The organism is Paenibacillus sp. GCM10012306 (genome assembly GCF_042649265.1).
GTDB lineage: Bacteria > Bacillota > Bacilli > Paenibacillales > Paenibacillaceae > Paenibacillus_AQ.
Genome location: NZ_JBHRYW010000018.1, coordinates 63,604 through 86,841, shown reverse-complemented (window position 1 = coordinate 86,841; position 23,238 = coordinate 63,604). Strand labels below are relative to the sequence as shown.

Here is a 23,238-nt window from a genome sequence, read left to right as displayed (position 1 = left end):
GTAAGACCCCTTGAAGACGACGAGGTAGATAGGTTGGAGGTGGAAGTGCAGCAATGCATGGAGCTGACCAATACTAATCGGTCGAGGGCTTATCCTAACATTTAGAATGCAAATTCGTTTCGATCCAGTTTTCAGGCGATTAAGCCTGATATGGATTATATGGAAAGAAGTCTTTTTTGGAGAGATACCCAAGTGGCTATAAGGGGACCCTCTGCTAAGGGGTTAGACTGCGTAAGCGGTGCGTGGGTTCGAATCCCACTCTCTCCGCCATTCCAATCCATAACATTACTAATTATTGTGGCGGTGTAGCTCAGCTGGCTAGAGCGTACGGTTCATACCCGTAAGGTCGGGGGTTCGATCCCCTTCGCCGCTACCATAATACCTGGAGGCTTAGCTCAGCTGGGAGAGCATCTGCCTTACAAGCAGAGGGTCGGGGGTTCGATCCCCTCAGCCTCCACCATTTATAAAACCGTAATACCTTACACTGTGCCGGTGTAGCTCAATTGGTAGAGCAACTGACTTGTAATCAGTAGGTTGGGGGTTCAAGTCCTCTCGCCGGCACCATCTTTTATCTAGGTGTGGAACCGTGGTGTAGTTGGCCTAACATGCCTGCCTGTCACGCAGGAGATCGCGGGTTCGAATCCCGTCGGTTCCGCCACTTATTTTATGAAGTATAGTTTTCCACATGAAAGTGGAAGTGCATAACTATTCCACTGCATTGTCATGTAAAATTTCATATGGCTCGGTAGCTCAGTCGGTAGAGCAGAGGACTGAAAATCCTCGTGTCGGCGGTTCGATTCCGTCCCGAGCCACCTTTCTTGGGGGATTAGCGAAGTGGCCAAACGCATCAGACTGTAAATCTGCTCACGTACGTGTTCGGTGGTTCGAATCCATCATCCCCCACCATTTATGAGCCATTAGCTCAGTTGGTAGAGCACCTGACTTTTAATCAGGGTGTCGAAGGTTCGAGTCCTTCATGGCTCATCCCAATTAGAAAAAGTCATCACCTTTATGGTGGTGGCTTTTTTGTTTTTCCAGTGAAATTCTGAAACAGAATCGTAGTAATTCAGTTTAAAAATTCTGTCTTTGTTGAATTATAAGAATATCCATGCAGTGTAGAAACGAGGGATATTCCTTGATATATGATGCAATTATTATCGGTGGTGGGATTGCTGGTTTACAGGCAGCGATTCAGTTGGGACGCTACTCGGCTCATCGTGTACTGGTGGTGGATGCTGGGAAGGGTCGTTCGAATCTGTGCCGGAGCTATCATAATATACTGGGGTGGCCAGATGGCATATCCGGTGAGGCGCTGAGGGCCAGTGGTAGGGTGCAGGCGGAGCGTGTCGGCGTTGAATTTCTGGCGGATGAGATCCTAAAGGCGGAGAAGCAGGAGGGGCATTTTCAACTGCAGGGTAGCCAAGGCCAAACCTATCACACGAGGACGATATTACTGGCAACTGGGGTATCAGACCGTTTTCCAGAACTTCCAGGATTGATCTCCTTGCTGGGCAGTAGTGTCTATGTGTGCCCCGACTGTGACGGATATGAGATTCAGGACCAGCAGACTGTGCTGCTGGGTGCGGGGGAAGCCGGGGCGAATATGGCGTTTATTTTACGTGAACGAACCAGTCAGTTAACCTATATTAATCATGAGAAAAAGGTGCTGACCCCTGAGCTGCTAAAGCGTCTGAACGCAGAGGGCATAACATATATAGAAGAAGCTATATCGCATGTGGACGGACATGAGGATGGAATGATTGCAGGAGTAGCTCTGGAAAATGGGACATTTCTTCCTGCAGAGCGTGGATTTATTGCTTTTGGTGGGAATCCTGTACATTCGGAACTTGCAGCCCAGCTGGGGGTAGAATTGCATAAGAACAAGCACATAGAAGCTAATAAGCGTTCAATGACAACCAATGTGGAACATGTATGGGTGGCAGGAGATGTAGCAGTTCATGCAGAGCAAGCGACAGTAGCTATGGGCGAGGGTGCCCTGGCTGCAATCTGGATGAACAAGGCTTTAAAGAAACTGAAACGTGAAGACCATAACCATACTTAGAGCAGAACTGAAATATGACATGGAATTGCACAAGATATTATCGTTCGACCTTTTCTGACACCGCATGTTGTGTAGAAATATGTTAAGATAGTCGAAAAGAGTAAGAGTGGTGGAGTATGGTGACGATGGATAGCGAGGCATTGCGTCAAAAGTTGGAACAGCTCACCGGAAAAAGAACCGGACTTAAGCAGTTAGGGAGGCAGCAATCGGCTTCCCTTTTTGGCATAGGAACGGAAGGTAAGGATCAGCCTGTTATCTCTGAGGGAAATTTGTGGGTGCCCTTATATGATAATGATGGCCGTATAATGGCATTGTGGGTAGAATTGGAAGGTCTTAGTCCGCGGGAAGTTCAGTTGGTCAATTATGCAGCCCAGAACTTTGCAGTAGCGCTGAAGGCCACGGGATTCCGCGAAGAAGGCGAGGCGGAAGCCCGCCAGCTTAGCAGTTGGTTGAATGTCCAGTTGGAGCAAGAGAAGGATGACGCGGAGATCCCTGATGATATGGCTTTAAAGAGCCGATTATTCAGCGATATGATTCCTTTTCTCCTAAGTAGTGAAAACGTACACAGTCCTCAGATATCTTACAGATCGCTGATGAAGCTGCTGCGGAGTTATTTTGAGAATGAGGTTTTACTTATTCCGCTGCAGGAGAAGGAATGGCTGATTTTAGCGCGTAAGGAACTGCTCACCGGCGGGGATGATAAGGAAGATGAGGAAGAGAATGAGGATGATCTGCTGGCCCAGACTTCAATGGGGCTGCATGAGCTGATTGCCAGTGAATGGGTGGGGATCTTCCATCTAGCGGTAGCACCAGCGGTCGTTCCGGTCAAAGGTCTTACCGGTTCAGTGGCGTTACTACGAGAAACCATCATTTTAGGGCGAATTTTTCAGGTTGGTGAATATATTCATCTGCCATGGGAGCTTCGCTTGGAGCGTTTAGTGAATAGTATTCCTGATTCCAGACGACGCAAGCTGCTTGGGCAGATTGGCGACTATACCTCTGTCTTGTCTGACAAGGAGATGCTGCTGACACTGGAGACTTTTTTTGAAATGGACTGTAATGTGAGCGAAACCGCCAAGAAGCTATATATCCATCGCAACACGCTGCTGTACCGCCTGGACAAGATCAAACAGGAGACAGGGGCCGATGTCCGAAGCTTTGGAGACGCCGCAATTGTAAAGCTCACCATGCTATTGTATAAAGTGACGAAAAGAAAATAGGTTTTTTGTGAACGTTACAAATAGCCATCCCGGCATAACTGGGGTAAGATAAGTGTACAAGAAACGAATTGATGTTTTAATCCAATAAATGACTCGAGGGGGAAATACAATGGCAGGCGTACGTTTAGAGCATATTTTCAAAAAATACCCGGGTTCTGATAAAGCTACAGTAGAAGATATCAATCTTGATATTAAAGATAAGGAATTTTTGGTACTGGTAGGACCTTCCGGTTGTGGTAAATCTACTACACTTCGTATGATCGCAGGTCTGGAAGAAATCTCTGAAGGTAAAATGTACATTGGCGACCGTGTCGTGAATGACGTTGCTCCTAAAGACCGCGATATCGCGATGGTATTCCAATCTTACGCGTTGTACCCGCACATGAGCGTGTACCAAAACATGGCGTTTGGTTTGAAACTGCGTAAAGTGAAGAAAGAAGAAATCGACAAGAAGGTACGTGAAGCTGCGAAGATTCTCGACATCGAGCACTTGCTTGAGCGTAAACCAAAAGCACTCTCCGGTGGTCAACGCCAACGTGTCGCTTTGGGACGTGCGATTGTCCGTGATCCGCAAGTCTTCTTGATGGATGAGCCTCTTTCCAACTTGGATGCTAAACTTCGTGGTCAAATGCGCGCGGAAATCACTAAGCTGGTTAAACGCCTTGAAACCACTTGTATCTACGTAACGCATGACCAAACAGAAGCTATGACAATGGGTGACCGTATCGTAGTTATGTACGATGGTATCATTCAACAAGCTGCTTCTCCTGAAGAGCTGTACAACCAACCTCAAAACCTGTTCGTAGCGGGCTTTATCGGTTCCCCTACTATGAACTTTATCACTGGTACTTTGAGCGAAGTAAACGGATCTGTTCGTTTCCGCGCTGATAACCTGGATGTTGAAGTTCCAGGCGGCAAAGCTCAAATCGTTCGTAACAAAGGTTACATTGGTAAAGAAGTGGTTATGGGCGTTCGTCCGGAAGATATCCACGAAGAGCCAGTATTCCTGGAAGCTTCTCCGAACACAATCTTCTCTTCGTTGGTTGATGTTACCGAGAACCTTGGTCACGAAATGCTCTTGTACTTGAGCGGTGTGGGTAACGGTACTGTGATTGCACGTGTAGACGGACGTTCTACAACTCGTGAAGGCAGCAAGCCAAAACTCGCGATCGACATGAACAAAGTTCATTTCTTCGACAAAGAATCCGAAAAGAACATCTTGCTGGGATAAGACTTATCCAGTTTTACGAGCCACCCCTTTGGGGTGGCTTTTTTGTTGTCTTGTGGAGGGAATATTATCTTCGTCAAAAGGGGATATACCCTTAGTTAGAGGGCTATAAGATTGCATTCATAGGCATTATCCATTAAGATTAGCAGGAGAATTACCTGCGGATGGAATGGGAATATCATCCTAACCGAACGCGGGATAGCGGATAAAAAACCGCAGGCGAGGAAAGGAAGAATTCACATGGCTAAGAAGGTTAAAGTATCGGAATTGGTACAAAATTTTCAATTAGAAGTGGTATCGGGACATGAGGGCCTGAAGCGGCCGATCACGGTCGATGACCTCAACCGCCCTGGTCTGGAAATGGCCGGTTATTTTGAATATTACCCTGAAGAACGAGTTCAGCTGCTGGGCAAGACCGAGCTGGCTTTCTTCTCCATGCTACCGGAGGAAGAGCGGAAGAGCCGTGTTCGGGGCATTTGTAATGACAATACGCCTTGTATTGTAATCACCCGTGCTTTGGAAGTGCCACAGGAACTTATTGATATAAGTAATGAAAAGGGATTGCCTGTGTTGCGCAGCTCGATGGCGACTACGATTTTTTCCAGCCGTCTGACGAGTTTCCTGGAAGGTCGCTTGGCTCCCACAGCTACCATTCATGGCGTACTGTGTGATGTGTATGGAGTAGGGATGCTTATTACAGGTAGCAGTGGTATCGGTAAGAGTGAGACAGCACTTGAGCTTGTAAAACGCGGTCACCGTCTGATTGCCGATGATGCGGTTGAGATCCGCCAAACTTCGGATAACCAGCTTCATGGTACAGCACCGGAACTGATCCGTCACTTGCTGGAGATTCGCGGTGTAGGGATCATCAACGTGATGACGCTGTTTGGGGCAGGAGCAATTCGCAATCATAAGCGTATTACGCTAGTAGTAAGACTTGAAGCTTGGCAGCAGGATAAGCAATACGACCGCCTGGGACTCGATGAGGAAACGACTCGTATCATTGATACCGATATTCCGCTGGTAACCATTCCAGTTCGTCCGGGACGTAACCTTGCGGTTATTATCGAGGTTGCGGCGATGAACTACCGTTTGAAGCAAATGGGCTTTAATGCGGCTCTGCAATTTACCAACAAATTAACAGCCACCATTTCCGAGGATATGGATGATCTGGACTAGGAGTGTGAGAGAATGTTCCCTTTAGCTTTAGACCCTATAGTCTTTAGAATTGGTTCTCTGCCGGTTCACTGGTATGGCTTGATTCTGGGACTGGGGGCATTGGCGGGGTTATTTCTGGTCATTCGCGAAGGTAACCGTTTTGGCATTCCTCAGGAGTTTTTTATGGACATGCTTTTGCTGGGTGTACCCTCCGCAATTATCGGTGCCCGCATTTACTATGTAGCGTTCAAGTGGAGTGACTATAAGGATAACTTTGTCGATGTCTTTAAAATCTGGAACGGGGGCATTGCCATCTATGGCGCGCTGATTGGAGCCATAATATGCGGAATCATTTATTTCCGGTATAAAGGTTATCCATTCTGGCGCATTATTGATATTTGCGCACCTGGGCTGCTCACTGGTCAGATGATCGGGCGTTGGGGGAACTTTGTGAATCAGGAAGCTTATGGCGGCGTTGTTGAGGAATCTTTCCTGCGCAACAAGCTGCATCTGCCTGACTTCATTGTCAATCAAATGTACATAGGAGATGCCTTTCATCATCCTACCTTCCTCTATGAGTCACTCTGGAGTCTGCTGGGGATCGCACTCCTAATGGTGCTGCGGCGCCAGAAGTTCGTCCGAGCGGGTGAAATATTCCTGTCTTACTTCATCTGGTACTCTATTGGACGTTTCTTTATTGAGGCCTTGCGTACGGACAGCCTCGGTTACAATGGCAGCAGTGGTCTGGCCTCGTTCATCAGTGGACTGTGGAGCCCGATGAAATGGTTAGGCTTTGAACCTGGGTACCTGGACCCGAACTACGGAAATATCCGCATTTCTCAGCTGTTGTCCTTGTTAATTATTGTTGCCGCTGTAGTGCTCATTATTATCCGCCGGACTACAGGACAGCCCAAGGCTCATTATTCCGATCCTATTGTCTCGACTAAGATCGGGAACGCTGATACCGTTGTACCTGATAGTGCAGAGCATACACCACAGAAGACTTCTCAAGGGTCACAGGCCGGTCTCAAGCCGCCTGCTGAAGAGGATAAGAAGGAGCAGTAAACTTTGAAAATTGAATGCGTTCTTTTTGATCTGGATGGAACGATTGTTGATACGAATGAGCTGATTCTCAATTCGTTCATGCATGCACTACAGCACAATAACCTGCCCGCACTGAGCAGGGATGAGATGATTCCTCATATGGGGACTACGCTTCAACACCAGATGAGAGTATTCTCGGGGCTAGAGGATGTAAGCGTATTGGAGTCTTCCTACCGCGCCTATAATTACGAGCATCATGATGCTCTGATTCGTTCTTTTCCACATGTGAATGAGACGATGGAAGCATTGGCCCAGCGGGGGATTAAGATGGGGATTGTAACCACCAAGATCCGTCCGACGACCATCAAGGCCCTAGAAATGTTCGACCTACTCAAGTACATGGATACCATTGTGACGGTGGACGATGTTACGGAACCTAAGCCACATCCAGAGCCTGTCCTGACAGCTGTTCGCAACCTGAATGCTGATCCCGGCACGACCCTGATGGTGGGCGATAGTATCGTGGATATTCAGTCAGCCAAGGCTGCAGGGGTTTACGCGGCGGCTGTTGCCTGGTCACTCAAGGGCGCGGAGACGCTTAGCAAATATGGACCGGACTATATTATCCACGATATGAAGGAAATCTGTGATCTCGTGGATCAAGGGACGGATTAATCGTGAGAAATGTGACCCGTTATCCGGTAGAAGGACATAACTCGCTGTGGTACATCTACCGCACGGTCAGCCCGTGGAAGGGTGTTAAAAACTTTATTTTCATCCAAATTGCCCGTTACTGTCCCATCCTGCCGCTAAAGAACTGGATATACCGGCGGGTGCTCGGCATGAAGGTGGGGAAGCATACCGCGTTTGGACTGATGGCGATGGTGGATGTATTTTTTCCGGAAAAAATAACGGTTGGTGAAAACTCAATTATTGGCTATAACACAACTATTCTGGCGCATGAGTATCTCATTAAGGAATATCGCCTGGGTGAAGTCATTATCGGGGAGAACGTGCTGGTTGGTGCCAATACCACGATCCTTCCCGGGGTGACTATTGGGGATGGGGCTGTTGTAGCTGCGGGCTCTGTAGTCCACAGAAATGTGCCAGCCGGTGCTTTTGTGGGAGGTAATCCACTTAGAGACCTGAGACCGTCCCAAACCGCAGATCGTGTGGAAGAATCGTGAATAACGGCTTGGACCCTGCAGTTGAATATTGCGTGCTTGTGCGCAACACCTGCAGGGTTTTTCGCGTCTTGTATGAATAATAGAAATACATAGTTTAACAGGAGGGAAGATGATGAAGCAAAAAGAAAGGATTCCGCAGCTGGATATTTTCCGGGCCATTGCTATTTTCGCAGTGCTGGCGATTCATGCTACTTCGCGTACGCTGGCGGAGACGCTGGGAACCTCAATGTTTCACCCGTTCTTATTCATTAATAAATTCAGTCAGTTCGCGGTACCCTCATTCGTATTCCTGAGCGGGTTTGTCTTGTTCTACAATTACATAGATCGGCCACTAAGCGGGAAGACGCTTGGGAAATTCTACAGTAGACGGTTAATTTATATCGTCGTGCCGTATGTGATATTCTCGCTGATGTACTTTGCACTGAAAATGACCGCAGGCCACACATGGAGTCTACCGCCCATGGAGCTGGCTTCCAAGCTGGGGAAGTATCTACTGACAGGTACGGCGTATACGCACCTTTATTACGTCATTATCATTATTCAATTCTATGTACTGTTCCCGCTCATCCTGTGGTGTCTGCAAAAGGTTCGCTCCCTGGCGGCTTGGGCCCCGTTAATCGGGCTGGCGCTTCAGTGGGGCTTCGTCATTCTAAACAAATATATGACCAATCACGGGTACTGGCAATTGACGAAGGGGAGTCTGGCCATCACATACTTCTCTTATTTCTTGCTCGGGGCAGGAGTAGCGGTCTATTACGGATCGTTAAAAAAATGGCTGGTTCCTTCCCGCGAAGGCTGGCGTGCCGGTAGAGGTTCTGCCTGGGTTGCTCTCTGGTTACTTTGGATCGCGGCGGGTGTGGTCCATGTGGAGCTATGGTTCAATAACTTTACCAAGAAAACGGTCATCAACAGCTTGTGGTATGAGGCATTCTCCAACCTGCATGCACTGCTTTCCTGTCTTGTACTGCTCCAGCTGTCCTTCCTGCTCTACGGTGCAGGCCGCAGTTTGACAGCAAGATTGTTGACCTCCGCCGGCGCTTGCTCGTTCGGGATCTACCTGATCCACCCGGCGATACTCTTCTTCTATAGAAAACTGCCATTCCATGGCGGTTCGCTGGCTTACACTGCAGCCATTGCCGGAGGCTGGCTAGCCGCGTTGCTGGTGTCTTGGATCATTGTCGCTGTAGCCTTCCGATATGTGAAGCCAGCATGGATTGTGTTTGGCTCTGCACCGCAGAAGGCCAAACCAGGTGTGCATAGCTGACCTGCCGACCTGTAGTCTACAGTAATTACTTGATAATCAATGACAGCTTCAAAAGCGCCGTACATCCCCACACTGGGGTGTACGGCGCTTTCTGGTTACAGTAGATGTAGGGAGTTGATCCTACTCCCCGGCTTGTTCCCGCTGGAACCCGGCAATAGCCTCGTACTGGCTTTCCAGGCTTCGGAATACAGAGATATAGATCGGCAAGAGCTTCTTGTACACCTTGGCATGATCAGGAATTGGAGGATGCTGATGAGTGGACCCGATCATATCGAACACGATGTCGAAGGAATCGGCACGCCCAGTGGCGAGCAGCCCGAGGACAACCGCGCCTAGACAGGAGCTCTCGAAGCTCTCCGGCACAACAACCTCTTGGTCGAAAATATCGGCCATCATCTGCCGCCAGAGCGGGGAGCGGGCGAAGCCGCCTGTCGCGAGAATTTGATGCGGACGGCCAATACTCTCCTCCATCGCTAGCAATACGGTATACATATTGAAGATAACGCCTTCCAGCACGGAGCGGATCATATGCTCCTTATGATGGTTCATCGACAATCCAAAAAAGGAGCCGCGTGCATCGGGATTCCATAGCGGAGCACGTTCGCCTGTCAGATAAGGATGGAATAGCAAGCCGCCGCTGCCGGGAGGGACCTGCTCGGCGATACGCGTCAGAACCTCGTAGGGATCGATGCCAAGACGCTTCGCTGTCTCTACTTCAGAGGCGGCGAATTCATCGCGTACCCAGCGGAACAGCATGCCACCATTGTTCACCGGTCCGCCGATGACCCAATGGTCAGCTGTAAGAGCGTAACAGAAAATCCGCCCTTTAGGATCTGTAACTGGACGATCTACAACTGTACGGATAGCCCCGCTGGTCCCGATTGTTGCGGCAACAACGCCTGGCTGGATAGCACCTACACCGAGATTGGACAGCACGCCATCACTGGCACCAACAACGAACCGGGTGGATTGGAGCAAGCGAAGCTTGTCCGCCAGCCCGGGGAGCAGGCCCTGAATGACATGTGTAGTCGGCACAATCTTCGAGAGCCGGTCTTTGGTAATCCCGGCGATATCAAGGGCTTCAGTATCCCAGTCCAGCTGCTCCAAGTTAAGCATGCCTGTCGAAGAGGCGATAGAGTAATCAATGACATATTCGCCGAACAGTTTGGCGAATATGTATTCTTTAATGGAAATGAACTTATCCGTCTGCCCGAACACATCCGGCTGATCCTCCCGCAGCCACATCAGCTTGGTAATTGGCGACATGGGATGTATAGGTGTACCTGTTCGGAGATACAGGTCCTGGCCCTGCAGTTCATTCTTGAGACGCAGCGCACAGCCTGTGCTGCGGTTGTCGGCCCAGGTGATACAGGCCGTTAAGGGATTGCCGCTGCGGTCAACGGCAATGACACTATGCATGGCGGAACTGAAGGAGACGAACAATACATCGTTCGCCGAGGATCCGCTCTTATTCATTACATCCGAAATGGTGCGGATAACTGCTTCCAGGATTTCATCCGGGTCCTGCTCTGCCACCGATGGGGACGGCTGGTGGAGCGGATAGCCGATATTAGCCTGGGCTACAATGTCACCGTTTTCCCGGAAGAGGACCGCTTTGGTACTAGTTGTCCCGATATCCACGCCAATCATATAGGAATTGCTCATGCTTCAGTCCTTCTTTCCATTGGAAGTGCTGCATAAGAAAACAACATTTTAAAGGGATTTCATGCAGTCTGAAGAAAATATATTACATACACAATTAAATAAATGTCTGACGTATGCCCGTATTCTAAGTACAAGAGACCAGCCGAGCTGGACTCTCGAATAATTTTAGCATACCTCGTGAGGGTGGTTCCAACCCCTTTAAGTCAGATATTTGCATTATGTCTTAGCAGAGTAGAAGGTCAAGAAAGCCTGTAGATACGCTAACAATTAAGAAATCAGGCTTGAACAGCCCTAGTTTTACAAGGCACAATTGACGATTTAGAGCAGTACGTGATACGATATTGCAAATACTTTAATTATCTACCACTTTACCATAGTGAAGTAAGTGGAATCTATAAATCCAATGATACCTGATGAGGTGAACCTAGAAGATGTCCAAACCAAAAGGATTCGAGAAGCCAGCCGGCGTGCGTGACTATCTCCCGCATGCGGTATCGAAGCTGCGCAAGATTGAAAGAGACGTGCTGCATTGCATGAGCCGTTGGGGATACCGGCAGATGATTACACCTACGCTGGAATACTACGATACCGTTGGTGTTGCCAGCTCTACATCCGATCAGAAGTTATATAAATTGCTGAATAACCGTGGTCAGGCACTTGTGCTGCGTTCAGAGATGACTGCACCCGTAGCCCGGGTGGTCTCCTCGCTGCTGAAGGATGAGCCACTGCCGCTACGTCTTTCTTATCACGCGAATGTCTTCCGGGCGATTGAGGAAGAGGCCGGGCGGGAAGCGGAATTTTTCCAGACTGGCGTTGAACTGGTAGGCGACGATTCCCCCGAGGCGGATGCAGAGGTGGTTGCGTTGGCGATTGCATCGTTACAGGCCGCAGGCGTGAAGTCTTTCAAAATCGCGATGGGACATGTGGGTTTCCTGAATGGGCTATTTCAAGAAGCCGTGCCCGGTCTGCCGGAGGCTCAGGAGGAATTGAAGAGCCATCTGCTGGGCCGGGATTATGTCTCCTTCCGTGAGACCCTCCACCGTCTTGAACTGCCGGAAGCACAGAAGAATGAGCTTAACGGCCTGCTGCGGTTGCGCGGAGGTAAGGAAATATGCGGTCAGGCGCTGGAGCTTAGCGGTCATCCGCTGGCCCGGACTTCAATCGAGCACTTATGCAAGGTTTGGGAAGTGCTGGAGTCTTACGGGGTGTCTCAGCATGTGTTGATCGATCTGACGATGATCGGAGACTTCACATACTACACCGGAATGACTTTCGAAGGTTATGCGGCTGAGCTAGGTTTCCCGGTATGCAGCGGTGGACGTTATGACAATCTGCTGCAGCAGTTTGGTCGTCCCGTTCCTTCCACAGGCTTCTCGCTCAAGACGAACCGTATCTTGGACGGTGTACCTGCAGAGACTGAGACGGAAGAACTGCCGATTCTGGTTCAATACGATGTATCCCGGCGCCAGGAAGGGCTGCAGGAGGCTGCACGTTTGCGGTCCGAGGGGCGTGTTGTAGTAACCCGTTTGGTCTCCGAGCAAGGAGATTCTGATAGCCTTGAGAAATCAGGGGCTGATAACGGCAAGCAGCAAGAAGCAAGATATGAAGAAATTCGAACATTCGCGGTCCGTTCATGACCTTGAATTAACATATAATCAACCAGAACTGAATAACTGTCGTGGCAGAAGAACAATAAAATGACCGCACCGGAAATGGAGGCAATTGAACAATGGCGCAGATTTTGAAGGTGGCTATGCCTAAAGGCCGCATTTACAATAAAGCGGCGGAATTATTCCGCCAGGCCGGGCTTCCGATTCCGCCGGATGGCGAAGAATCCCGCAAGCTGGTCGTCCCAATTCCTGAAGCTGGCATGGAATTCATACTGGCGAAGCCGGTAGATGTCCCTACATATGTCGAATATGGCGTGGCAGACATCGGAATCGTAGGGAAGGATGTACTGCTGGAAGAGGAACGGGATGTGTACGAACTGCTTGACCTCGGTATTGCACGGTGCCGGATGTCGATTATCGGACTGCCGAACTGGCAGCCGGGCATTCAGCAGCGGGTAGCCACCAAGTATCCTAATGTAGCGTCCCGTTACTTCCGCGAGCAGGGACAGCAGGTGGAGGTCGTGAAGCTGAACGGCTCTATCGAGCTGGCCCCGCTGATCGGACTTGCGGACCGGATCGTAGATATGGTAGAGACCGGACAGACCCTGCGGGATAATGGACTCGTGGAAATGACAAGTATCTTTGAAATTACAAGCCGTCTTGTGGCGAACCGGGTGAGCTACCGAATGAAGAATGCGGAAATTCAGCAGCTGTGCGACCGCCTTCAAGGCGTGATTGCAGGCCCAGGGCTCGAAGCTAGCGTGAACAAGCCGCGTTAAGGATGTCTAAAGGAGGAACCAGCAGTGAAGATCCAATCAAGTAAGGAATTCAATCTTCAGCGGGAAGTTGAATATGGAACGCCGGAGCAGAATAAGGCCGTGAAGGATATTGTGGCCGATATTAAAAAAGAAGGAGACGCTGCGCTTTTCCGGTACACGGAGCGTCATGACGGCGCCCTCTTGACGCCGGATACACTGCGGGTGAAGCCGGAGGAGCTGGAGGCAGCCTACGGCAAGGTTGAGGCGTCGTTTGTCTCCGCCATCCGCGCGGCGGCAGCCAACATTCGGGCGTTTCATGCCCGGCAGAAACGCAATTCCTGGATGGATCTGCAGCCGGATGGCACCATCCTCGGCCAGATCATTCGCCCGCTGAAGCGAGTGGGCGTATACGTTCCTGGCGGGAAGGCGGCATATCCGTCTTCCGTGCTGATGAACGTAATCCCCGCTCAAATCGCGGGGGTGCCGGAGATTGTGATGGTGACTCCACCATCCACCGGCGGCAAGGAAGGCATTGACCCTTATATTCTCGTGGCCGCCGCGGAAGCGGGCGTACACGAGATCTACCGTGTCGGTGGCGCACAGGCGATAGCCGCACTGGCCTACGGCACGGAGAGCATTGCGCCTGTCGATAAGATCTGCGGCCCCGGCAACATCTACGTCGCGCTGGCAAAGCGCGAGGTGTACGGGGCTGTCGATATCGACAGCATCGCCGGTCCAAGCGAGATTGTCGTGCTGGCGGATGAGACCGCCGAGCCGGCTTATGTCGCTGCTGACCTGCTCTCACAGGCCGAGCATGACGAAATGGCCTCGGCCATTCTGGTGACGCCGTCGCGCAGCCTGGCGGACGCTGTAGCCGCTGAAGTCGAGCGGCAATTGCAGGCATTGCCACGGCAGGCCATCGCCCGGGCCTCGGTAGAGAACTACGGTGCGATCATCGTCGTAGAGTCGATGGAAGAGGGCATCTCGGTAGTTAACCGGCTAGCGCCGGAACACCTGGAGATTGTAACAGCCGATCCGATGAGCCTGACCGGGGCGATCGAGAATGCTGGGGCAATTTTCCTGGGTGCGTATAGCTCAGAGCCGGTGGGGGATTATTTTGCGGGACCGAACCATATCATACCGACCAATGGTACGGCACGTTTTTCCTCCCCTGTGGATGTGGACGATTTTATCAAGAAATCAAGCCTGATCTACTACAGCAAGGAAGCTTTGCTGCGTGACGGGCAGACGATTATAGAACTGGCGCGCCGTGAAGGGCTGGAAGGCCATGCGCGGGCCATTGAAATCAGACTTGAGAACGAACTGAAAGGTGGAAACGGTAATGGAGAGCAATAACGGACAGGTAGCACGCGAAGCGGGGTTAAGCCGCACAACGAACGAGACGGACATCAAGCTGTCCTTTGCTGTAGACGGGAACGGGACTTCGGAGCTGGAGACCGGGGTGCCTTTTCTGAACCATATGCTGGATCTCTTCACCAAGCACGGCCAGTTCGACCTCAAGGTTGAAGCGAATGGCGATATTGATATTGACGATCACCACACGGTGGAGGATATCGGTATCTGTCTGGGACAGGCGCTGCGTGAAGCGCTGGGTGATAAAAAAGGAATCAAGCGTTATGCGAGTGTGTTCGTTCCGATGGACGAGGCGTTGGCCCAGGTCGTTATTGATATCAGCAACCGCCCTCACTTCGAATACCGGGCAGAATACCCTTCTCAGCAGGTAGGCAGCTTTTCCACGGAACTGGTGCAAGAATTCCTTTGGAAATTTGCTCTCGAAGCACGGATTACACTGCATGTCATCGTGCACTACGGCTCCAATACGCACCACATGATCGAAGCTGTGTTCAAGGCGCTGGGACGTGCACTGGATGAAGCTACTTTGATTGATCCTCGTGTGAAGGGTGTGCCTTCCACTAAGGGAGTGCTGTAACATGGCTGTTGTTGCAATCGTCGATTATGGCATGGGTAATCTGCACAGCGTTAGCAAGGCCGTCGAGCGTCTCGGCTTCGAGTCCCTGGTGACGGGTGATCGTGAGCAGATACTGGCTGCAGACAGCGTTATTCTGCCAGGTGTCGGCGCCTTCGGCGATGCCATGGAGCATTTGCGGGAGAGTGGCCTGGATATCGTGGTAAAAGAGGTTGCTGCCGCTGGACAGCCGCTCCTCGGCATCTGCCTCGGCATGCAGCTGCTGTTCAGCAGCAGTGAGGAGCATGGCTCCCATGCCGGTCTAGATATTTTACCCGGATCTGTGGTGCGCTTCGCGCCCCGTGATGGCTACAAGGTGCCGCATATGGGCTGGAACCGCTTGAGTTTCCGCCAGCCGGAGAGTCCACTGCTGAAAGGGCTAGAGGAAGGACATGTGTACTTCGTTCATTCCTATCATGTAGAAGTGGGCAGGGATAGCAATCTGCTGGCCGTAACTGATTATGGTCATCCGGTAACGGCAATCGTCGGACAGGATAATGTCTTCGGCATGCAATTCCACCCGGAGAAGAGCGGGGACCTTGGCGTGCAATTGCTGGGGAATTTTTTGAAACTTACGCGGAAACAGGCTTAAGGGATTTAAAAGTGCTACGGTTATGAGCGCCTAAGGATCATGTGAAGGCTAAGATTAAGGTGTTGGACCGTAACCATGAGAATTAGAATGCTAGTTGCGAGAGTAACAATAACACCGTATCGACCCTAACAACCAAGCATAATAACCAAGTACAACAACCAAACATAACAACCAAACATAACAACCAAACATAACAACCATAAGCCCGTTACTGGGCTATAACCATATTGTAACGAGAGCGGGGAGCGTCAATGTCTTCTTTTATAGTGTATCCGGCAATTGATATCCGGGATGGAAAATGCGTCAGATTGCAGCAGGGCGATTACAATCAGGAAACGATCTTCAGCGACAGTCCGCTGAAAGTGGCACAGTCGTGGGAAGCCCAAGGTGGGGAGTTTATCCACCTGGTTGACCTTGACGGAGCGAAGGCGGGGCATCCGGTTAACGATGCCATTATCGGCGCTATTGCTTCCAGCGTGAACGTTCCTGTACAGGTTGGAGGAGGTCTTCGTACCCTTGCCGACGTGGAAAAGCTGCTGGGTCTCGGAGTCAGTCGTCTGATTATCGGGACAGCGGCGATCAATGACCGTGAGTTCACCGAAGCGGTGCTGGGCAAATACGGTGACAAGGTCGCTATCGGCATTGATGCACGGAACGGCTTCGTAGCCACGCATGGCTGGCTGGAAACCTCGGAAGTGCGCGCGGAGGATCTGGCGAAGGAATTGGCAGCCAAAGGCGCCGAGACCTTCATCTACACTGACATTTCCCGGGATGGCATGATGCAGGGTCCGAACGTGGAGGGCATTCTGTCGATGGCTGCTGCCAGCGGCAAAACGGTGATCGCGTCCGGCGGCGTGACCAGCCTTGATGACCTGCTGCGCCTGAACGTGCATAGCAGCAGCGGTATTGGCGGTGCAATTGTCGGTAAAGCGCTTTACACTGGCAATATCGACCTTGCCGGAGCGCTGAAGGCGCTAGGACAGAAATAAGATCGGGGGATATCATCTATGTTGGCTAAACGTATCATTCCCTGCCTCGATGTCAAGGACGGGCGGGTAGTCAAAGGCGTCAACTTTGTCAATTTGCGCGACGCCGGTGATCCAGTCGAGCTGGCAGCGTTATACGACCGCGAAGGAGCGGATGAACTAGTATTCCTGGATATCTCTGCGTCAGTGGAAGGTCGGGCGACCATGATTGAGGTGGTACGGCAGACGGCGGGTGAGATCAGAATTCCTTTTACCGTCGGCGGCGGAATTTCTGCCCCGGAGGATATGAAGCGGCTGCTCCGCGCAGGTGCGGATAAGATTGGGATCAACACCGCGGCTATCACCAACCCGCAGCTGATTTTGGAAGGTGCCCGGCGTTTTGGGTCTCAATGTATTGTTGTAGCTATAGATGCCAAATACAATGATACTTGGGGTGAATGGGAAGTGTATACCCATGGCGGACGCAAGCCGACCGGAATCCGTGCACTATCCTGGGCCAAGGAAGCGGAAAAACTGGGCGCAGGTGAAATCCTGCTTACCAGTATGGATGCTGACGGCACGAAGGATGGCTTCGACCTGAAGCTGACGAGCGCCGTCTGTGATCTGCTCAGCATTCCCGTGATTGCCTCAGGCGGGGCCGGGAAGAAGGAGCATTTTTACGACGTATTTACGGAAGGAAAGGCGGACGCTGGGTTGGCCGCTACTATTTTTCACTATAAAGAAATTGCGATTCAGGAGTTAAAAGCTGATTTGAAGCATAAAGGGGTGGAGATCCGATGAGCCAGGAGCAAGGAAAGAAAGAGCTGACACAACAAGAGGTCTTGAAGGACATCCGCTGGAACGAGGCGGGTCTGTTGCCTGCAGTCGTTCAGGATGCAAATACGCTGGAGGTTCTAATGTTCGCCTATATGAACGAGGAATCGTTGCGACTGTCGCTGGAGAGTGGACAGACTTGGTTCTGGAGTCGTTCACGCAGCGAATTATGGCATAAGGGTGGTACTTCCGGGAACACCCAAGGGATCACTTCCATTCATTATGATTGTGACAGCGATACGCTGCTCCTTAAAGTGGTTCCTGAAGGCCCGGCTTGCCACACAGGAGCAACCTCTTGCTTCTACCGCGAGATTCCGTTGGATCGACCGGCTGCGGTGGAGTCAGAGACAGAGAAAGATGCGAAAGCGGCCAATACTTTAGCCAATCTTACAGACGGTCAGCGCTTCGCGGTGCTTGGCGAACTGGAACGCGTCATTGCCGAGCGGGAAGTGGAACGGCCGGAAGGTGCGTACACAACCTATCTGTTCGATAAAGGCGTCGACAAGATTCTGAAAAAAGTGGGCGAAGAAGCTTCCGAGACAATCATCGCCGCCAAGAATAAAGATAATGCCGAGCTGCGCCTGGAGATCAGTGATCTGATCTACCACCTGCTCGTGCTGCTGCAGGAACGCAAGCTGCCGCTGGACGAGATCATGGCTGAGCTGAGTGCCCGCCACGAACGCCCACGCCGCGACTAAGGGGGTTCTTAAGGGATGCATATCGACTATCATACCCATCATGAACGCTGTGGGCATGCCGTGGGCAAGCTGGAGGAGTACGTCAAGCGCGGGATAGAACTAGGTCTGGAACAGTTGGGCTTATCGGATCACTTGCCGCTGATTCATGTGGACCCGGCCAGCTATTATCCCGAGATGGCGATGCCACTATCTGAGCTGCCTCGCTATGTGGAAGAGTGTTTATTGCTAAAAGAGCGATATCGGGGCATTATTGAACTGAAAGTAGGCTTAGAGGCTGATTATATCGAAGGGTACGAGGAGCAGATTCGTGAGCTGCTGTCTCCGTACCCGTGGGATTATCTGATTGGCTCCGTTCATTTTCTGGGAGAGTGGGACATCACGGATTTCCGGCAAGTTCATGGCTGGGAGGGCAAGGATCCCCTGGATGTTTACCGGAAATATTATGATGCGGTTAGGAAGTCGGCGTTATCGGGATTATATGATATTATAGGACATATGGATGTGATTAAGCGCTTCGGCTATGGGCCGCAAAGCCCGGAAGGGCGGGCTGAGGTGAGGGAGCTTGAAATCAGTGCCTTGAAAGCCATTGCTGAAAGTGGCATCGCCATGGAGCTGAATGCTTCCGGGCTGACTAAGCCCTGTGCCGAGATGTTCCCGGCGGAGCATGTGCTTAAGGAGGCGCTGGCGCTCGGTATTCCGCTTACCCTCGGTTCTGATGCCCACGACCCAACCAAGCTTGGAGAAGGTCTCCAAGAGGCCCGCAGGCTGCTGTGGGAGACGGGCTTCCGCGAGTTAGCGGTATTCGAGGGTCGCACACGCACATTCGTACCTTTTGAACTATAAAAATATAATCTTGCAGGAGGGCATCATGCATCATCATCAATTGCGTATTTTTTCCGGTTCGTCGAATCCAAAGCTGGCCGCAGATATTGCGGAACGGTTAGGAGTGGAATTGGGGCAGATCAAGCTGACCCGCTTCAAGAGCGGCGAGATTTACGTGCACTACGAAGAAAGCATCCGGAACTGCGACGTATTTTTGGTGCAATCCCTCTCTCATCCCATCAATGAGATGTTTGTAGAGCTGCTGGTTATGATTGATGCCGCCAAGCGCGCATCGGCTCGCACTGTCAATATTATTGTGCCGTATTACGGGTATGCCCGGCAGGAGCGTAAGTCCGCACCGCGTGAACCGATCTCGGCCAAAATGGTGGCGGATGTACTGACCACAGCTGGTGCAAACCGTGTTATTACGATCGACCTGCATGCAGCGGCCATTCAGGGCTTCTTCAATATTCCGGTCGATCATCTGACTGCGCTTGACCTGATCAGCGGATATCTGAAGAACAAGAAGCTTACGGATCTCGTGGTCGTCTCTCCGGATGCCGGACGTGCGTCCATGGCCGAAAAGCTGGCGAACCGTCTGGACTCGCCGTTCGCGATCATGATCAAGAAGCGTCCAGCCCATAATGAATCGGTCATTACGCATGTGATCGGCGATGTGGAAGGACGTACGCCTATTATCATAGAAGATCTAATTGATACGGGCACCACGATTGTCAATGTGGTCGAGGGCTTGAAGGAAAGAGGCGCCAAGGACAGCATCATTTGCGCTACGCATGGTCTGTTCTCCGGGAATGCCGTAGAGAAGCTGGATCATCCCAGCATTCAGGAAGTCGTGGTCACCGATTCTATCGCGTTGCCCGATAACCACTCCAGCCGGTTTAAAGTGCTGTCTGTTGCCCCTATGCTGGCACAGGCTACGCGTATCATTCTGGAAGGTGGCTCCATTGATCAGTTATTCAGAGACGCGGGAATCTAGATTCCCCGTCTTTTTTTGCGTAATCTTAATGATTGAACTCTGAGGCTCTCTCTGAAGGCTTCCTTTTCCTGTTTTTGCAGTGTGAACCCTGTGCTCATTGTGAGAATCTCCTTGTTACATGTGGTATACTGTGTGAAGACAGTCGGAACCATTACTGGAAACGACAAAGACCTTAAATAAGGAGTGTAGGGCTGCCGCAGGACGCCGCTCTCCTGTTTTTCATAAGGATAAGGAAGCTTAACAAGGGAGGTGCGTTGCTTCCATGATGGAAACCACTTCAGAGAACGATGCGGGAAACAGCAAGCTGATCCCCGTCACTCTGGATGCCAATTTTTTCTTTGAAAGAGCCGTTCGGTCGCTGGACCGCTTTCAATATGATAAGGCATTAAAACATTTTCGCAAGGCTGTAGAGTACGAACCGGATAATCCGGTCAATCATTGCAACATGGCGGGTATATTATCAGAGATGGGTAAATATGAAGCCTCGAATGATATATTGGCCCAGGTTCTGGAGACAATAGATCCAGGAATGACGGAATGCCATTTCTATATGGCTAATAATTACGCTAATATGGAAAGCTTTGAAGAGGCGGAGCGGGCGCTCGTCACATATCTGGAAGAGGATGCCAAGGGAGAGTTCCTGGCTGAATCTGAGGAACTGATGGAACTGCTGCAGTATGAGCTGAATCGCCCGGCACCACTGAACCGGATTAAGAGCCGGGAAGGGGTCGTGGAACATGACCGGGCCCGGGCGCTTCTGGAAGCAGGTCAGTTTACGCAGGCAGTCGGATTGCTGGAAGAGATCGTGAGCGCTACCCCGGACTTTCTAGCTGCACATAACAATTTGGCGCTGGCCTATTTCTATATGGGACGTTTCGCCAAGGCTAGAGAGTGCATCTCCGAGGTGCTGGATCAAGACCCTGGCAATTTGCATGCCCTGTGCAATCTGGCGATCTTCTTGCAATATGAAGGGGACCGGGATCAGTTGACCCGATTGGTACGCATGTTGGAGGCTACCGTTCCTTTCCATCAAGAGCATGTCTTCAAGCTGGCGACGACCATGGGCATTCTGGGACGCCACCGCACCGCCTACGGTCATTTCCGGCGTCTGCTGAAGGATGAAGAAGTCGGCGGGGATGCCAGTCTCTATCATTATTGTGCGGCCGCAGCCAGCAACAGCGGGCTTTATGCCGAAGCCCAGCGCTGCTGGCGGCAAGTTACTAAACTGGACCCCGAATCGGTGGTCCCGCAGTTCTTTCTGGCTCAGCTGGAGCAAGCCCAGAGTGAAGGGATCGACATGCCGCTGGTGAGCTACAACTATCAATTGCCCTTTCAGGAGAAGTTGAAGCTGTGGAAGGACAATAAGGGCAGCTTCGCGGAGGAAGTGAAGACCAATCCGCTGCTGCGCTCCTCATTCTTCTGGGCGCTTCGTTATGGCGATACCAATACGAAGCTGCAGGTCACCGAAGCGTTGCGCTGGATTGACGACGCAGAGATGTCCGAGATTCTGCAAGACCTGCTGAGCCAGCAGCCTTTGCAGGAGGAGAAACTGCAGGAGGCCGCTCTACTTAGCCTGCAGAAGCTGATTAGCAGTGGCCCGGTGGAGACGGTGCCGCTGCAGCAAGAGCCTGAACCGGCGCCCTTGTTCCTGAATGGGCAACCGGAATGGAAAGAGGACTGGCAGCGGGTCATTGACCAGACCGCAAGCATGATGGACCGGCGCTATGATGCCAGCCAGAAGAAGGACGCCGAGCAGCTGTGGCAGCAGTTCATTAGCCGCCTATACCCGGATGTACCTTACATCCGCCATGCAGAGGGTTGGTGTGCCGCTTTGGAATATCTGACCGCCAAGCTGCACAGCCGGCCGGTCACGTTCCGTGAAGTCGCACAGCGGTATGGTGTCACCGAATCAATGGTCAGTCGCTATGCCAAGCGAATCGCAGCCGAATGTGAAATCACCGAGAGTCTGGACAGGAGCTTAACCCCGTTTACTGAGAACAGATAAGTGCCTGGTGCATACCGGAGGATGTCTGAAAATATAACAATTTATAGGCGTTATGATATAAATGATTTTTATTTTTTGACAAGAAAACGGATGCCGCTCCTCTTTTCTGGAGAACGGCACCCCGTTTCTTCTTATAAAACCCTATCTGCGAGGAGGCCACTGTGATGTACAAAACAATTGTAATCGGAACAGGCCCGGCCGGGCTGACTGCCGCTATTTATCTAGCACGTGCCAACTTGAACCCGCTGGTCATTGAAGGTTTGCAGCCGGGTGGACAGCTGACCACCACGACTGAAGTAGAGAACTTCCCGGGCTTCCCTGAAGGAATACTTGGTCCTGACCTGATGGACAACATGCGTAAGCAGGCCGAGCGCTTCGGCGCTGAATTCAAGAATGGTTGGGTGGAGTCCGTTGATTTCTCTCAGCGTCCGTTCAAAGTAACAGTAGACGGCTTAGGCGTGCTGGAGGCGGAAACAGTGATTATCTCTACCGGCGCTTCGGCCAGATATCTGGGCATTCCCGGCGAGCAGGACAATGTGGGGCGCGGGGTTAGCACATGCGCAACCTGTGACGGCTTCTTCTTCCGCGGCAAAAAGATTGTCGTGGTCGGCGGCGGCGACTCCGCGATGGAGGAAGCCAGCTTCCTGACCCGGTTTGCTTCCAGCGTTACGCTGGTACACCGCCGGGACGAACTGCGTGCTTCGAAGATCATGCAGGATCGTGCGCGGGACAACAGTAAGGTAGCTTGGGCGCTTAACCGGACTCCGCTTGAAGTCACGACAGATGAGACCGGCGTGAAGGGCTTGACAGTGCGCAATAATGAGACGGGTCAGGAAGAGCTTGTTGAAGCAGACGGTGTATTTATTGCCATTGGGCACACGCCTAACACGGCATTTCTTGGCGGACAAATTACCACAGATGAAGGCGGGTATATCGTGGTAAATCCAGGTACAACGGAGACGAATATCCCGGGTGTCTTCGCCTGCGGCGATGTGCAGGATAACCGTTACCGCCAAGCGATCTCGGCTGCGGGCACTGGCTGTATGGCTGCTATGGACGCAGAGAAATTCCTCGAAGGCAGCATTGTGCATGACTGGAGCGAGACACTCGATAAATAAGCATATTTGCAATGTAGTATAACC

Annotated in this window: 21 protein-coding genes, 8 tRNA genes and 1 rRNA gene; 29 read left to right on the top strand and 1 reads right to left on the bottom strand. The window is 51.4% G+C overall.

Annotation, left to right across the window (positions count from 1 at the left end):
• The 17 genes from ACFORK_RS27035 to ACFORK_RS26955 form a co-directional block, all read left to right on the top strand.
• Window positions 1-97: ribosomal RNA gene (locus ACFORK_RS27035) — 23S ribosomal RNA — on the top strand; the annotation flags it as partial.
• A gap of 81 nt (window positions 98-178) precedes the next feature.
• Window positions 179-270, top strand: a tRNA-Ser gene (locus ACFORK_RS27030).
• Window positions 271-299: 29 nt separating this feature from the next.
• Window positions 300-376 (top strand) — tRNA-Met (locus ACFORK_RS27025).
• Between the two features lie 8 nt (window positions 377-384).
• Window positions 385-460: transfer RNA gene (locus tag ACFORK_RS27020), tRNA-Val, on the top strand.
• 28 nt (window positions 461-488) lie between these two features.
• Window positions 489-564: transfer RNA gene (locus ACFORK_RS27015), tRNA-Thr, on the top strand.
• A 16-nt stretch (window positions 565-580) separates the two neighbouring features.
• A tRNA-Asp gene (locus ACFORK_RS27010) sits at window positions 581-658 on the top strand.
• Between the two features lie 81 nt (window positions 659-739).
• Window positions 740-812: transfer RNA gene (locus ACFORK_RS27005), tRNA-Phe, on the top strand.
• A gap of 8 nt (window positions 813-820) precedes the next feature.
• A tRNA-Tyr gene (locus ACFORK_RS27000) sits at window positions 821-906 on the top strand.
• Between the two features lie 5 nt (window positions 907-911).
• Window positions 912-984, top strand: a tRNA-Lys gene (locus ACFORK_RS26995).
• 151 nt (window positions 985-1,135) lie between these two features.
• Window positions 1,136-2,062 carry an NAD(P)/FAD-dependent oxidoreductase gene (locus ACFORK_RS26990; protein ID WP_379204985.1) on the top strand — a complete coding sequence of 309 codons (927 nt, stop codon included), beginning with the start codon at window positions 1,136-1,138 and terminating at the stop codon, window positions 2,060-2,062.
• A gap of 125 nt (window positions 2,063-2,187) precedes the next feature.
• Window positions 2,188-3,282, top strand: coding sequence for a PucR family transcriptional regulator (locus ACFORK_RS26985; protein WP_379204983.1), 1,095 nt, complete (start codon window positions 2,188-2,190; stop codon window positions 3,280-3,282).
• Window positions 3,283-3,391: 109 nt separating this feature from the next.
• Window positions 3,392-4,513 (top strand): ABC transporter ATP-binding protein, encoded by a 1,122-nt coding sequence (locus tag ACFORK_RS26980; RefSeq protein ID WP_379204993.1) that lies wholly within the window; start codon window positions 3,392-3,394, stop codon window positions 4,511-4,513.
• Window positions 4,514-4,750: 237 nt separating this feature from the next.
• Window positions 4,751-5,689: an HPr(Ser) kinase/phosphatase gene (gene hprK, locus ACFORK_RS26975; protein ID WP_379204981.1), complete on the top strand. Its 939-nt coding sequence runs from the start codon at window positions 4,751-4,753 to the stop codon at window positions 5,687-5,689.
• Window positions 5,690-5,701: 12 nt separating this feature from the next.
• Window positions 5,702-6,733, top strand: a complete 1,032-nt coding sequence (lgt, locus tag ACFORK_RS26970; RefSeq protein ID WP_379204979.1) for a prolipoprotein diacylglyceryl transferase — start codon at window positions 5,702-5,704, stop codon at window positions 6,731-6,733.
• A gap of 3 nt (window positions 6,734-6,736) precedes the next feature.
• Window positions 6,737-7,387 carry a pyrophosphatase PpaX gene (ppaX, locus tag ACFORK_RS26965; RefSeq protein ID WP_379204977.1) on the top strand — a complete coding sequence of 217 codons (651 nt, stop codon included), beginning with the start codon at window positions 6,737-6,739 and terminating at the stop codon, window positions 7,385-7,387.
• 2 nt (window positions 7,388-7,389) lie between these two features.
• Window positions 7,390-7,899 (top strand): acyltransferase, encoded by a 510-nt coding sequence (locus ACFORK_RS26960; RefSeq protein ID WP_379204975.1) that lies wholly within the window; start codon window positions 7,390-7,392, stop codon window positions 7,897-7,899.
• A gap of 112 nt (window positions 7,900-8,011) precedes the next feature.
• Window positions 8,012-9,163 carry an acyltransferase gene (locus ACFORK_RS26955; RefSeq protein ID WP_379204973.1) on the top strand — a complete coding sequence of 384 codons (1,152 nt, stop codon included), beginning with the start codon at window positions 8,012-8,014 and terminating at the stop codon, window positions 9,161-9,163.
• Between the two features lie 120 nt (window positions 9,164-9,283).
• Here the strand turns inward: ACFORK_RS26955 and gntK are convergent, their stop codons facing one another.
• Complete coding sequence (gntK, locus tag ACFORK_RS26950) at window positions 9,284-10,828, bottom strand: gluconokinase (protein ID WP_379204971.1); 1,545 nt, start codon at window positions 10,826-10,828, stop codon at window positions 9,284-9,286.
• A gap of 431 nt (window positions 10,829-11,259) precedes the next feature.
• Between gntK and ACFORK_RS26945 the strand changes: the two genes are divergently transcribed.
• The 12 genes from ACFORK_RS26945 to trxB all read left to right on the top strand — a co-directional run bounded on the left by ACFORK_RS26945 (window position 11,260) and on the right by trxB (window position 23,214).
• Window positions 11,260-12,465 carry an ATP phosphoribosyltransferase regulatory subunit gene (locus tag ACFORK_RS26945; RefSeq protein WP_379204969.1) on the top strand — a complete coding sequence of 402 codons (1,206 nt, stop codon included), beginning with the start codon at window positions 11,260-11,262 and terminating at the stop codon, window positions 12,463-12,465.
• A 92-nt stretch (window positions 12,466-12,557) separates the two neighbouring features.
• Window positions 12,558-13,217, top strand: coding sequence for an ATP phosphoribosyltransferase (hisG, locus tag ACFORK_RS26940; RefSeq protein ID WP_379204967.1), 660 nt, complete (start codon window positions 12,558-12,560; stop codon window positions 13,215-13,217).
• 24 nt (window positions 13,218-13,241) lie between these two features.
• Window positions 13,242-14,552 carry a histidinol dehydrogenase gene (gene hisD, locus ACFORK_RS26935; RefSeq protein WP_379204964.1) on the top strand — a complete coding sequence of 437 codons (1,311 nt, stop codon included), beginning with the start codon at window positions 13,242-13,244 and terminating at the stop codon, window positions 14,550-14,552.
• Window positions 14,539-15,147: an imidazoleglycerol-phosphate dehydratase HisB gene (gene hisB / locus ACFORK_RS26930; protein ID WP_379204962.1), complete on the top strand. Its 609-nt coding sequence runs from the start codon at window positions 14,539-14,541 to the stop codon at window positions 15,145-15,147. Before hisD ends, hisB begins: the two co-directional genes overlap by 14 nt.
• Before the next feature lies 1 nt (window position 15,148).
• Complete coding sequence (gene hisH / locus ACFORK_RS26925) at window positions 15,149-15,775, top strand: imidazole glycerol phosphate synthase subunit HisH (RefSeq protein ID WP_379204960.1); 627 nt, start codon at window positions 15,149-15,151, stop codon at window positions 15,773-15,775.
• Window positions 15,776-16,026: 251 nt separating this feature from the next.
• Window positions 16,027-16,764, top strand: coding sequence for a 1-(5-phosphoribosyl)-5-[(5-phosphoribosylamino)methylideneamino]imidazole-4-carboxamide isomerase (hisA, locus tag ACFORK_RS26920; protein WP_379204957.1), 738 nt, complete (start codon window positions 16,027-16,029; stop codon window positions 16,762-16,764).
• Between the two features lie 18 nt (window positions 16,765-16,782).
• Window positions 16,783-17,541 carry an imidazole glycerol phosphate synthase subunit HisF gene (gene hisF, locus ACFORK_RS26915; protein ID WP_379204955.1) on the top strand — a complete coding sequence of 253 codons (759 nt, stop codon included), beginning with the start codon at window positions 16,783-16,785 and terminating at the stop codon, window positions 17,539-17,541.
• On the top strand, window positions 17,538-18,272 hold the full coding sequence (hisIE, locus tag ACFORK_RS26910) for a bifunctional phosphoribosyl-AMP cyclohydrolase/phosphoribosyl-ATP diphosphatase HisIE (RefSeq protein ID WP_379204953.1): 735 nt from the start codon (window positions 17,538-17,540) through the stop codon (window positions 18,270-18,272). Before hisF ends, hisIE begins: the two co-directional genes overlap by 4 nt.
• Window positions 18,273-18,287: 15 nt before the next feature.
• Window positions 18,288-19,115, top strand: coding sequence for a histidinol-phosphatase HisJ (hisJ, locus tag ACFORK_RS26905; protein WP_379204951.1), 828 nt, complete (start codon window positions 18,288-18,290; stop codon window positions 19,113-19,115).
• 25 nt (window positions 19,116-19,140) lie between these two features.
• Entirely contained in the window at window positions 19,141-20,091 is a 951-nt protein-coding gene (locus ACFORK_RS26900) for a ribose-phosphate diphosphokinase (RefSeq protein ID WP_379204948.1), read from the top strand.
• Window positions 20,092-20,353: 262 nt separating this feature from the next.
• Window positions 20,354-22,096, top strand: coding sequence for a tetratricopeptide repeat protein (locus tag ACFORK_RS26895; protein ID WP_379204946.1), 1,743 nt, complete (start codon window positions 20,354-20,356; stop codon window positions 22,094-22,096).
• 164 nt (window positions 22,097-22,260) lie between these two features.
• On the top strand, window positions 22,261-23,214 hold the full coding sequence (gene trxB, locus ACFORK_RS26890; protein WP_379204944.1) for a thioredoxin-disulfide reductase: 954 nt from the start codon (window positions 22,261-22,263) through the stop codon (window positions 23,212-23,214).
• Window positions 23,215-23,238 lie beyond the last annotated feature (24 nt).